Source organism: Rhodanobacter sp. UC4448_H15 (assembly GCF_052978265.1).
This window is the reverse complement of record NZ_CM129665.1, coordinates 250,829-263,067: the sequence shown is the minus strand read 5'-3', so window position 1 is coordinate 263,067 and position 12,239 is coordinate 250,829. Positions and strand designations below refer to the sequence as shown.

The 12,239-nt window shown below is 61.3% G+C and carries 6 protein-coding genes, 2 tRNA genes and 3 rRNA genes; 7 read left to right on the top strand and 4 right to left on the bottom strand.

Annotated elements, in window-relative coordinates:
• Nucleotides 1-9: 9 nt before the first annotated feature.
• Nucleotides 10-1,455 (bottom strand): OapA family protein, encoded by a 1,446-nt coding sequence (locus ACVCMI_RS01130; protein ID WP_447097774.1) that lies wholly within the window; start codon nt 1,453-1,455, stop codon nt 10-12.
• 206 nt (nt 1,456-1,661) lie between these two features.
• On the opposite strand from ACVCMI_RS01130, the gene tyrS reads away from it, so the two are divergent.
• Nucleotides 1,662-2,873, top strand: coding sequence for a tyrosine--tRNA ligase (gene tyrS, locus ACVCMI_RS01125; RefSeq protein ID WP_395120648.1), 1,212 nt, complete (start codon nt 1,662-1,664; stop codon nt 2,871-2,873).
• Nucleotides 2,874-3,073: 200 nt separating this feature from the next.
• Here tyrS and ACVCMI_RS01120 read toward each other — a convergent pair whose 3' ends face one another.
• Nucleotides 3,074-3,268, bottom strand: a complete 195-nt coding sequence (locus tag ACVCMI_RS01120; RefSeq protein ID WP_395120256.1) for a hypothetical protein — start codon at nt 3,266-3,268, stop codon at nt 3,074-3,076.
• Nucleotides 3,269-3,276: 8 nt separating this feature from the next.
• Between ACVCMI_RS01120 and ACVCMI_RS01115 the strand changes: the two genes are divergently transcribed.
• The 6 genes from ACVCMI_RS01115 to ACVCMI_RS01090 all read left to right on the top strand — a co-directional run bounded on the left by ACVCMI_RS01115 (nt 3,277) and on the right by ACVCMI_RS01090 (nt 9,634).
• Nucleotides 3,277-4,822: ribosomal RNA gene (locus tag ACVCMI_RS01115) — 16S ribosomal RNA — on the top strand.
• 182 nt (nt 4,823-5,004) lie between these two features.
• A tRNA-Ile gene (locus ACVCMI_RS01110) sits at nt 5,005-5,081 on the top strand.
• 39 nt (nt 5,082-5,120) lie between these two features.
• Nucleotides 5,121-5,196 (top strand) — tRNA-Ala (locus ACVCMI_RS01105).
• A 202-nt stretch (nt 5,197-5,398) separates the two neighbouring features.
• Nucleotides 5,399-8,277, top strand: a 23S ribosomal RNA gene (locus tag ACVCMI_RS01100).
• Between the two features lie 302 nt (nt 8,278-8,579).
• Nucleotides 8,580-8,693, top strand: a 5S ribosomal RNA gene (gene rrf / locus ACVCMI_RS01095).
• The 16S, 23S and 5S rRNA genes sit together here with 2 tRNA genes alongside, the layout of an rRNA operon.
• 257 nt (nt 8,694-8,950) lie before the next feature.
• Nucleotides 8,951-9,634 carry a rhomboid family intramembrane serine protease gene (locus ACVCMI_RS01090; protein WP_395120647.1) on the top strand — a complete coding sequence of 228 codons (684 nt, stop codon included), beginning with the start codon at nt 8,951-8,953 and terminating at the stop codon, nt 9,632-9,634.
• A 7-nt stretch (nt 9,635-9,641) separates the two neighbouring features.
• On the opposite strand, the gene ACVCMI_RS01085 is transcribed toward ACVCMI_RS01090, so the two are convergent.
• Both ACVCMI_RS01085 and ACVCMI_RS01080 read right to left on the bottom strand, forming a co-directional pair.
• The gene (locus tag ACVCMI_RS01085; RefSeq protein ID WP_395120646.1) at nt 9,642-10,364 is read right to left on the bottom strand and encodes a glutamine amidotransferase; all 723 of its coding nucleotides are present in this window, start codon (nt 10,362-10,364) and stop codon (nt 9,642-9,644) included.
• Nucleotides 10,365-10,391: 27 nt separating this feature from the next.
• The gene (locus ACVCMI_RS01080) at nt 10,392-12,212 is read right to left on the bottom strand and encodes a GspE/PulE family protein (RefSeq protein ID WP_447097775.1); all 1,821 of its coding nucleotides are present in this window, start codon (nt 12,210-12,212) and stop codon (nt 10,392-10,394) included.
• Between the last annotated feature and the right edge of the window lie 27 nt (nt 12,213-12,239).

Genomic DNA, 12,239 nt, shown 5'->3' with positions numbered 1-12,239 from the left:
AAGGGCAGCTCAGTTGTCGTGATTGGCGGGAGCGTTGGCGCGGGCCAGCTTGATCCGGTTGTCCAGCTCGGTCAGCCGGGCCAGCTGCGGCTTGACCACCTGCGACTCGAAGCGGGCCAGCTGGGCGGCGGGCAGCGGTTCGGGCTTGGGCAGGGTCACCGTCTGCGGGTTGCGCTGCACGCCGTTGACGCGGAACTCGTAGTGCAGGTGCGGGCCGGTGGCCAGCCCGGTCATGCCGACGTAGCCGATCACCTCGCCCTGGCGCACCCGCTCGCCCACGTGCTGGCCCTTCACGAACCGCGACATGTGGCCGTACGCGGTGCTGATGGTCTTGTTGTGCTGGATCACCACGAAGTTGCCGTAACCGCGCTCCCAGCCGTGGTACTTGATCACGCCGTCGCCGGCGGCGTGGATCGGCGTGCCGCTGGGGGCCGCGTAGTCGACGCCCTTGTGCGCGCGCATGCGGCCGAGGATCGGGTGCATGCGGGCGGAGGAAAACTGGGACGAGATCCGGGTGAAATCGACCGGGATGCGCAGGAAGGATTTCTGGATCGGACGTCCATCTTCGCTGAACCAGCCGTAGTTGCCGTCGGCCTTCTTGAATCGGTAAGCGGTGTAGCGCTTGCCCTGGTTGACGAATTCGGCAGCCACGATGTCGCCCTGGCCGTAGCGCACGCCATCACGGTAGATGTCGTCGTAGATCATGGTGAAGCTGTCGCCCACGCGCAGGTCCTGCACGAAGTCGATGTCGTATTTGAACAGGTCGGCCAGCTTGCCGATCATCGCCGCGTTCACCCCGGCCTGGTCACCGGCGGCATACAGGCTGCTGCGAATCACGCCGTGCGCCACCTGCTCGCGTCGGTCGATGTCGCGCGGCTGCAAGGCCAGCGTGGGTTGTGCGCCGTCGAAGCGGATGACGGCGCGGTTGGCGGCATCCGGATCGAAACGGAAGCCCTTCAGGCTGCCGTCGCTGCCGAGCAGGAAATCGAACTCCTCGCCCGGACGGATGCTGTGCAGGGCCTCCTTGTGGTTGCCCGCGGTGTCCATCACCTTCTGCAGGTCGCTCATGCCCAGGCCATGGGCGGTGAAGATGTCGGAAAGGGTCTGTCCCGGCTGCACCCGCACCACCTGCCAGTCATCGACGGTGGACACCGGCGTCTGGACCAGGTCGGCCTTGGGCAGGGCCAGCGGCAACAGCGTGTGCGCCACGGGTGCGGGCGCCGGACGCATCGCGTTGGCCCACGACGGCATGATGAAGCCGGACAACAAGGTGATCAGCAGCGCTGTGCCGGCAAGCATCCAGTGTTCGCGGTGCCAGCGGATCGGTTCGACATCGCTCGACCGGTTGAACGACCAGTGCGCGCAACGTTCGTAGAAGCGACAGTGAAGACGCTGTGCCTTGCGGCATATGGCCTGCTTGCGCGCCTGCAGCGCGCCCATGTTCTCTTCGGCCATGCCGTGTTCACCCCGTACCGCTCAAGCAAAAACTCGGCGTACCATAACGGCGATGTGCAGAGAGCGTCAATGCCTTTGCCATCAATGGTTTGCGATCCATTCCTGATTAACGCACAATTAACTTTCGCCGCACGCAGCGAATGGCTAACGCCTCTCCGTTTCGCGCCGCCCGGTTCATTTTCCATGCCCCATCCAGCGAGAAATCCATGAGCGAGCACGAGCACGCCCTGTCCACGATTGCGCGTGGCGCCGACGAAATCATCAAGCGCGAGGAGCTGGTCGAGCGCCTGAAATCGGGGCGTCCACTGCGGGTCAAGGCCGGCTTCGATCCGACCGCGCCGGACCTGCACCTGGGTCACACGGTGCTGCTTAACAAGATGCGCCAGTTCCAGGATCTGGGTCACCAGGTCATCTTCCTGATCGGCGACTTCACCGGCATGATCGGCGACCCGACCGGCAAGAACGTCACCCGCAAGCCGCTCACGCGCGAGGATGTGCTGGCCAATGCCGAGACCTACGCCGAGCAGGTCTACAAGGTGCTGGACCGCGAGAAGACCGAGCTGCGCTTCAACTCCGAATGGTTCGACAAGATGTCGGCCGCCGACATGATCCGGCTGGCCGCGCAGCACACCGTGGCGCGCATGCTCGAGCGCGACGATTTCACCAAGCGCTATGCCGCGCAGCAGCCGATCGCCATCCACGAGTTCATGTACCCGCTGACCCAGGGTTACGACTCGGTGGCCTTGAAGGCGGATATCGAGCTCGGCGGCACCGACCAGAAGTTCAACCTGCTGATGGGCCGCAGCCTGCAGGAACACTATGGCCAGCCGCCGCAGATCGTGCTCACCATGCCGCTGCTGGAGGGGCTGGACGGCGTCAACAAGATGTCCAAGTCGCTTGGCAACTACATCGGCATCAACGAACCGGCCATCGACATCGTCACCAAGACGATGAAGATCGGCGACGAGTTGATGTGGCGCTGGTTCGAGCTGCTCAGCTTCGAGGTGTCGCTGGACGAGCTGGCGCGCATGAAGCGCGATGTCGAGGGTGGCCAGCTCAACCCGCGTGACGCCAAGTTGCGTTTGGCGCGCGAGCTGGCTGCACGTTTCCACGCCCCTGCCGCCGCCGAACAGGCGATCGCCGGCTGGCATGCCGTCGTGCGCGGCGAAGGCGACACCGCGCTGCTGCCGCAAACCGACATCGCCGTGCCGGCCGAGGGCTTGCGCCTGGCCGCGCTGCTCACCGCCGCCGGCCTGACCACCAGCAACTCCGAGGCAACCCGGAAGCTGAAGGAGCGTGCCGTTCGCATCGACGCGGCCGTCGCGGAAGACGCACAGCGCGTTTTCCATGCCGGCTTCGAGGGCGTCCTGCAGGTCGGCAAGCGCAATTTCGCGCGGGTGCGGCTGGTCGTCGCCTGAACCGACAGCCGCATTCTCGCGGCGCGAATTCGCGGCCGACGCAGAAAACACTTGCCAAAAAAAGCGCAGGCCGTATGATTCGCGGCCCACGTCGGCCCAACGCCATGGGGCGCGACATGCGACACCTCGACGAACTTCCCTGAAGGTGTTGACGGTCTCGGAAAGCGATGTAGAATGGGCGGCTCACCCGGGACGAAAGGTCACGGGGCGATCACCGAAAGGCGGTCGGGCAGCGAAGATCTTTGACAGTGTGCGCAGGTGAATTGTGTGGACGTCTTGCGTTGATGGGTCGTGACCTGTCCAAGCAATGCAAGCGTCCCACCAAGTAAAAAGTCAGTAATGAGTTTTGATTGGTTGGGAACATACGCTTCGGAAAGATAGATGGCTTCGGTCATCGAAAACTTAAGTGAAGAGTTTGATCCTGGCTCAGATTGAACGCTGGCGGCATGCCTAACACATGCAAGTCGAACGGCAGCACAGAGGAGCTTGCTCCTTGGGTGGCGAGTGGCGGACGGGTGAGTAATGCATCGGGATCTACCCTGACGTGGGGGATAACCTCGGGAAACCGGGACTAATACCGCATACGTCCTACGGGAGAAAGCGGGGGACCTTTTAGGCCTCGCGCGGCAGGACGAACCGATGTGCGATTAGCTAGTTGGCGGGGTAATGGCCCACCAAGGCGACGATCGCTAGCTGGTCTGAGAGGATGATCAGCCACACTGGGACTGAGACACGGCCCAGACTCCTACGGGAGGCAGCAGTGGGGAATATTGGACAATGGGCGCAAGCCTGATCCAGCAATGCCGCGTGTGTGAAGAAGGCCTTCGGGTTGTAAAGCACTTTTATCAGGAGCGAAATCTGCATGCTTAATACGTGTGCAGTCTGACGGTACCTGAGGAATAAGCACCGGCTAACTTCGTGCCAGCAGCCGCGGTAATACGAAGGGTGCAAGCGTTAATCGGAATTACTGGGCGTAAAGGGTGCGTAGGCGGTTCGTTAAGTCTGTCGTGAAATCCCCGGGCTCAACCTGGGAATGGCGATGGATACTGGCGAGCTAGAGTGTGTCAGAGGATGGTGGAATTCCCGGTGTAGCGGTGAAATGCGTAGAGATCGGGAGGAACATCAGTGGCGAAGGCGGCCATCTGGGACAACACTGACGCTGAAGCACGAAAGCGTGGGGAGCAAACAGGATTAGATACCCTGGTAGTCCACGCCCTAAACGATGCGAACTGGATGTTGGTCTCAACTCGGAGATCAGTGTCGAAGCTAACGCGTTAAGTTCGCCGCCTGGGGAGTACGGTCGCAAGACTGAAACTCAAAGGAATTGACGGGGGCCCGCACAAGCGGTGGAGTATGTGGTTTAATTCGATGCAACGCGAAGAACCTTACCTGGCCTTGACATGTCCGGAATCCTGCAGAGATGCGGGAGTGCCTTCGGGAATCGGAACACAGGTGCTGCATGGCTGTCGTCAGCTCGTGTCGTGAGATGTTGGGTTAAGTCCCGCAACGAGCGCAACCCTTGTCCTTAGTTGCCAGCGAGTAATGTCGGGAACTCTAAGGAGACTGCCGGTGACAAACCGGAGGAAGGTGGGGATGACGTCAAGTCCTCATGGCCCTTACGGCCAGGGCTACACACGTACTACAATGGTCGGTACAGAGGGTTGCAATACCGCGAGGTGGAGCCAATCCCAGAAAGCCGATCCCAGTCCGGATTGGAGTCTGCAACTCGACTCCATGAAGTCGGAATCGCTAGTAATCGCGGATCAGCTATGCCGCGGTGAATACGTTCCCGGGCCTTGTACACACCGCCCGTCACACCATGGGAGTGGGTTGCTCCAGAAGGCGTTAGTCTAACCGCAAGGAGGACGACGCCCACGGAGTGGTTCATGACTGGGGTGAAGTCGTAACAAGGTAGCCGTATCGGAAGGTGCGGCTGGATCACCTCCTTTCGAGAACGACACGTCGCACCGATCGGTGCAAGACGTCCACACAAGACACCTGTATTTTACGCAAAGTCCCTTTTGCGAAGAGCGAACATCAAGACCGGCCATCCGTGGCCGGACTCTTCAACAAAAGCTGCTCCGAACGGAAGTTCGAGAGAGGCTGGTGTAGGTTCTGGGGCTCGATCTCTGGGTCTGTAGCTCAGGTGGTTAGAGCGCACCCCTGATAAGGGTGAGGCCGGTGGTTCGAGTCCACCCAGACCCACCATTGTTCCGAGGTTCGGAACAATCCGGATATCCCTTCGACGGGGCCTTAGCTCAGCTGGGAGAGCACCTGCTTTGCAAGCAGGGGGTCATCGGTTCGATCCCGATAGGCTCCACCAGGATGTCGCTGCGTAAAATATCAGCACACAAAAGATTTGAAATCGACCGGCATTGAGGCCGGCACGATGTTCTTTGAAAACACGTAAACGAGTGACAAGCGTCTTGGTTCGAACCGAACCGAGGCAAGTGTTAAGGCACGAAACGAAGTAACTTGGCTGCCCCTGAGGAGGGGGCATGCCCCGAGGCGACTTGGGGTTATATGGTCAAGCGACTAAGCGTATACGGTGGATGCCTTGGCAGTCAGAGGCGATGAAGGACGTGGCAGCCTGCGAAAAGTGTCGGGGAGCTGGCAACAAGCTTTGATCCGGCAATGTCCGAATGGGGAAACCCACCGCGCAAGCGGTATCGCATGATGAATACATAGTCATGCGAGGCGAACCCGGGGAACTGAAATATCTAAGTACCCGGAGGAAAAGAAATCAACCGAGATTCCGTCAGTAGCGACGAGCGAACGCGGACTAGCCCAAAAGTATCTTGTGTTCTAGTCAAACGGCATGGAAAGGCCGGCCATAGATGGTGATAGCCCAGTCGACGAAAGGGCACTTGATATGAAATTGAGTAAGGCGGGGCACGTGAAACCTTGTCTGAACATGGGGGGACCATCCTCCAAGGCTAAATACTCCTGACTGACCGATAGCGAACTAGTACCGTGAGGGAAAGGCGAAAAGAACCCCGGAGAGGGGAGTGAAATAGACCCTGAAACCGTATACGTACAAGCAGTGGAAGCCCGCAAGGGTGACTGCGTACCTTTTGTATAATGGGTCAGCGACTTACTGTCTGTGGCAAGCTTAACCGTATAGGGGAGGCGAAGAGAAATCGAGTCTGAATAGGGCGCATAGTCTCAGGCAGTAGACCCGAAACCGAGTGATCTATCCTTGGCCAGGTTGAAGGTGCGGTAACACGCACTGGAGGACCGAACCCACATCTGTTGCAATAGATGGGGATGAGCTGAGGATAGGAGTGAAAGGCTAAACAAACTCGGAGATAGCTGGTTCTCCTCGAAAGCTATTTAGGTAGCGCCTCGGACGAATCTTCCTGGGGGTAGAGCACTGTTATGGCTAGCGGGTCATCGCGACTTAGCAAACCATGGCAAACTCCGAATACCAGGACAGACTATCCGGGAGACACACGGCGGGTGCTAACGTCCGTCGTGAAAAGGGAAACAACCCAGACCCGCAGCTAAGGTCCCCAAGTTCTAGCTAAGTGGAAAACGATGTGGAAAGGCATAGACAGCCAGGAGGTTGGCTTAGAAGCAGCCATCCTTTAAAGAAAGCGTAATAGCTCACTGGTCGAGTCGGTCTGCGCGGAAGATTTAACGGGGCTAAGCTAGACACCGAAGCTCGGGGTGCACAGCAATGTGCGCGGTAGAGGAGCGTTCCGTAAGCCTGTGAAGGTGGATTGTAAAGTCTGCTGGAGGTATCGGAAGTGCGAATGCTGACATGAGTAACGATAAGGGGGGTGAAAAGCCCCCCCGCCGAAAGCCCAAGGTTTCCTCGCGCAACGTTCATCGGCGCAGGGTGAGTCGGCCCCTAAGGCGAGGCAGAAATGCGTAGTCGATGGGAAGCGGGTTAATATTCCCGCACTTTTCTACAGTGCGATGTGGGGACGGAGAAAGTTAGGTCTACCGGGCGTTGGTTGTCCCGGGGAAAGGAGGTAGGCATGGATCTTTGGCAAATCCGGGATCCTTTATGCCGAGCACTTATGACGAGCCCTTTTGGGCGAAGTGACTGATACTACGCTTCCAGGAAAAGCCACTAAGCTTCAGCTGTAGAAGAACCGTACCGTAAACCGACACTGGTAGGCAGGGTGAGAATCCCAAGGCGCTTGAGAGAACTCGGGTGAAGGAACTAGGCAAAATGGCACCGTAACTTCGGGAGAAGGTGCGCCCATCAGTGTGGCTACATGCGTAGCTGAGCACCGATGGGTCGCAGTAACCTGGCCGCTGCGACTGTTTATCAAAAACACAGCACTCTGCAAACACGAAAGTGGACGTATAGGGTGTGACGCCTGCCCGGTGCTGGAAGGTTAATTGATGGGGTCAGCCGCAAGGCGAAGCTCTTGATCGAAGCCCCAGTAAACGGCGGCCGTAACTATAACGGTCCTAAGGTAGCGAAATTCCTTGTCGGGTAAGTTCCGACCTGCACGAATGGCGTAACGACAGCGGCGCTGTCTCCACCCGAGACTCAGTGAAATTGAATTCGCTGTGAAGATGCAGCGTTCCCGCGGCAAGACGGAAAGACCCCGTGAACCTTTACTATAGCTTTACACTGAACGTTGAGTTCTTCTGTGTAGGATAGGTGGGAGGCTTTGAAGTGCAGACGCCAGTTTGCATGGAGCCATCCTTGAAATACCACCCTGAAGTGCTTGACGTTCTAACCTCGGCCCGTTATCCGGGTCAGGGACCGTGTATGGTGGGTAGTTTGACTGGGGCGGTCTCCTCCCAAAGAGTAACGGAGGAGCACGAAGGTACGCTCAGCGCGGTCGGACATCGCGCACTGTGTGCAAAGGCATAAGCGTGCTTGACTGCGAGATCGACGGATCAAGCAGGTACGAAAGTAGGTCTTAGTGATCCGGTGGTTCTGTATGGAAGGGCCATCGCTCAACGGATAAAAGGTACTCCGGGGATAACAGGCTGATACCGCCCAAGAGTTCATATCGACGGCGGTGTTTGGCACCTCGATGTCGGCTCATCACATCCTGGGGCTGTAGCCGGTCCCAAGGGTATGGCTGTTCGCCATTTAAAGTGGTACGCGAGCTGGGTTCAGAACGTCGTGAGACAGTTCGGTCCCTATCTGTCGTGGGCGTTGGAGATTTGAGGGGGGCTGCTCCTAGTACGAGAGGACCGGAGTGGACGTTCCGCTGGTGTTCGGGTTGTCTCGCCAGAGGCATTGCCCGGTAGCTATGAACGGAAGTGATAACCGCTGAAAGCATCTAAGCGGGAAGCACGCCCCAAGATGAGATCTCCCGAGAGCTTGACTCTCCTGAAGGCACCATCAAGACCAGGTGGTTGATAGGCAGGATGTGGAAGCGCAGCAATGCGTTGAGCTTACCTGTACTAATGAGCCGTGCGGCTTGACCATATAACCCCAAGTGGCTTTGTTTGACGCAGGTCCCTCTGCGGAGCCACCGGCCATCCCTGGCCGGACTCTTCAAAGGAGCCGCCTCGAGCACTGTCTCGAAACGTTTGAATTTCACCTCGACGCTTGTCACTCGTTTACGATTTATCTCACGTGAGATCCCTCTCACGGAAAGAAGAGTCAACACCTCGCCATCCATGGCGGACTCTTCAACACCTCGAGGGATCTTTCGCGGAAGAGCCGGCCGTCAGGGCCGTCTCTTCAGAAACGTGGAGCTGGCGCACGCGCGCTGCTCCCACCCCTTCCCTGGCGGCCATAGCGGCGTGGTCCCACCTGATCCCATCCCGAACTCAGAAGTGAAACGCGCATGCGCCGATGGTAGTGTGGCTTTGCCATGCAAGAGTAGGTCACCGCCAGGGGCTTTATCCCGAAACACCCTCACCGGCAACGGTGGGGGTTTTTCTTTTCTGCCGCCGCCACCGCCGCCCGCAACCTGCAACAGGTCACCGCCAGGGAGCTTGTCCCCCGCGGGCCTTCCTTTCCGGGGTGGCCTGCGCTCGGGTGACCTTGCGACAGCCACCGGCCAAGAGCCGCATTGCGTCAAGGTCATGCGGCAGCGATCGCCTATGATGGCCAGGTCACGCGCCAGCGCGCGGGCGAGGCGGAGGGATGGCTTTTGTTTGTCCATGTGGAAACGCGCCGCCGGCCGCGCTGGCATTGGGCGACCGTGCTGCTGGTCAGTCTGTGCGTGGTCTGTTTCGTCGGATTGGCAATGATCCCGGCGCCGCAGCGCATCGCGCTGCTGCTGCAGTGGGGTACGGTGCCGGCGAACATCTTCGATGCGCACGAGCCATTGCTGCCGCAGCTGACCGATCCGGCGCTGCTGCGGCTGTTCACGGCGCTCTTCATCCACGTCACCTGGCTGCATCTGCTGGGCAACCTGCTGTTCCTGGTGATCTTCGGCTTGCCCGGTGAGCGTGCGCTGGGATCGTTGCGCTTCCTGGTGCTGTTCGTCATCGGCGGCGTGGTGGCCAACCTGATCGGGGCGCTGTCGCTGGCCGGCGTGCGCCTGCCGATCATCGGCTGCAGCGGTGCAGTATCGGCGGTGGTGGGCGCCTACGTGGCGCTGTTTCCGCGGGCACGCCTGGGCCTGGTGTTGCCGCTCGGCCTGTATTTGCAGTTCGTGCGCGTGCCGGCCTTCCTGCTGATCGGCATGTGGGTGCTGCTGCAATTGCTGTTCAGCTATGCCGGGCCCAGCTATGGTGCCTACGTGTGGTGGGCGCACATCGGCGGTTTCGTGTTCGGCGTGGGGTTTGCGCTGTTCTCGCGCGAGGCGATCGCCAGGCGCTTGCGCGGCTGATGGCGGCTCAGTCGCCGGCCCAACCGTGCAGATGGGCGAAGCGGCGCAACAATCGGCGCGCGATCGGGGTGGCGGCCACGTCACTGAAGATGCGCGCGGCGTCGGCACCTTCGCGATGCAGGTCGTGGCGCTTGCGCCGGATGTAGGCGCGCATCACCTCGGCGTTGAACTCGGGATGAAACTGGACGCTGATCGCGTTCGGCCCGTAGCGCAGCCACTGGTGCGGGTCGCGTGCCGAGCTGGCCAGGATCTGCGCCCCCGCGGGCGGCTCCAGCACGCTCTGCTCGTGCGTGGTGTGCGCGCGAAAACTGGCGGGGAGGCCAGCGCCCAGCGGGTCGTGCGCCTGCCCTGCGCTGACCCCGATCGACTGGGTGCCGATCTCACGCCCGCCGGGCAGGTAATCGACCCGTCCACCCAACGCGTGCGTCATCAGCTGGTGGCCGTAGCAGACGCCGAACAGGGGCACCTCGGCGTCCATCGCGTCGCGGATCCAGCCGGCGGTCGCTTCGCTCCAAGGTAGTTTCTCGGTGACCATCGCGGCCGAGCCGGTGACGATGGCGCCGGCCACCTCGCCCGCCGCCGGCAGCGTTTCGCCGGCCGCCACGTCGACGATGCGCAGGCGCTCCGGGCGCAGTCCGGCGGCGAGGCGGAACCAGTGCGGAAAATCGCCGTGGCGCGCACGGATGCTGTCCGGCGCCCGGCCGGTACGGATGATCAGGACGGGTTTCATGCGGTGTCTCGGGGGAGGTTTGACGCGCTAGTGCGGATCATCGGCCAAGGCGTCGATCGGTGGCAACACGGTCAGCACTTCCTGCACCGTGGTCAGTCCGGCGGCGACCTGGTCGGCGGCGGAGATGCGCAGCGGGCGCATGCCCTCGTCCAACGCAGCCTGGCCGAAGCCGCTGAGGTCGAGTTCGGCCGAGATCATGCCGCGCAGATGCGGCGAGAGCTTCATCATCTCGTAGATGCCGGTGCGGCCCATGAAGCCGGTGTTGCGGCATTCCAGGCAGCCGACCGCCCGGTACACCTGCGCCGGCACCGGCATCGACCAGCCGCGGGTCAGCACGTTCCACGCCAGCGGGTCCTGGGTGGTGGCCTGCTTGCAATGCGGGCACAGCGTGCGCACCAGGCGTTGCGCCACCACGCCGGTGAGGGTGGACTGGATCAGGTAGTGCGGCACGCCGAGATCGAGCAGGCGGGTGACCGCGCTGGGCGCGTCGTTGGTGTGCAGCGTGGACAGCACCAGGTGTCCGGTGAGCGAGGCCTGCACCGCCATCTGCGCGGTTTCCAGGTCGCGGATCTCGCCGACCATGATGATGTCCGGGTCCTGCCGCAGCAGCGTGCGCACACCGGCGGCGAAATCGAGGTCGATCGCCGCGTGCACCTGCATCTGGTTGAACTCCGGCGAGACCATCTCGATCGGGTCCTCCACGGTGCACACGTTGAGTTCTGGCGTGGCCAGGTGCTTGAGTGTGGAATACAGCGTGGTGGTCTTGCCCGAGCCGGTGGGGCCGGTGACCAGCACGATGCCGTGCGGGCGCTCGACCATGTTGCGCCAGTTCTCCGCCTCGCTCGGCGAGAAACCCAGCTGGGCGAAATCCTTCACCACCAGATCCGGATCGAAGATGCGCATCACCACCTTCTCGCCGAAGGCGGTGGGCATGTTCGAGATGCGCAACTCCACCTCGCGCCCGGAGGCAGAGCGCGTCTTGATGCGGCCGTCCTGCGGCCGGCGCTTCTCGGCCACGTCCATGCGGGCGAGGATCTTGATGCGTGCGGTCACTGCGGTCATCACCGGCGCCGGCAACTCGAACACTTTCTGCATGACGCCGTCGATGCGGAAGCGGATGTAGCCGGTCTCGCGTCGTGGTTCCAGATGGATGTCCGAGGCGCGCTGCTCGAAGGCGTACTGCAGCAGCCAGTCGACGATGTGCACCACATGGCGATCGTCGGCGCCGACCTCGCCGCTCTTGCCCAGCTCCACCAACTGCTCGAAGTTGAGGATCGCCGAGGAGCTGTCGCTGCCGGTCTTGGCGTCCTGCGCCAGCTGGATCGAGCGCTGGACGCCGTAGAACTCCTGCTGGTAGCGGTTGATGTCGATCGGGCTGGCCACGACGCGTTTGATGTCCCGCCGCAGCATGTGGGCCAGGTCGGGCGCCCAGGCGTCGTCGAACGGTTCGCTGGTGGCGAACGTCACCTCGCCCACGGTCGCCGCGATCGGCAGGATGCGGTGCCGTTTCGCGTAGGCCAGGCTCACCACCTGGGTGACCGTGGCTGCGTTGATCTTCATCGGATCGATCTTGAGGTACGGCAAGCCGGCATGGCCGGCCAGCCACTCGGCCAGCGTCTCCAGGCTCAACGGCCGGCCGGGCTCGCGCTGGTTGATCAACTTGGCGTTGGCGATCACCACCAGCGGGTGCAGCTCCACCGTGCTGCGGCCGGCGCGCGCGCCCATGCGCACGTTCTTCGCATCCTCGGCGAGCGCGTAACCGTCGACCACCAGCGCGGCCAGCACCTCGTCCAGTTCGAGTCGGCCACGACGGCCGAGCAGCGAGGCAATTTGTGGCGATGCAGCCATCCGGCAAGTGTCCTGTGCGAGGCTCCG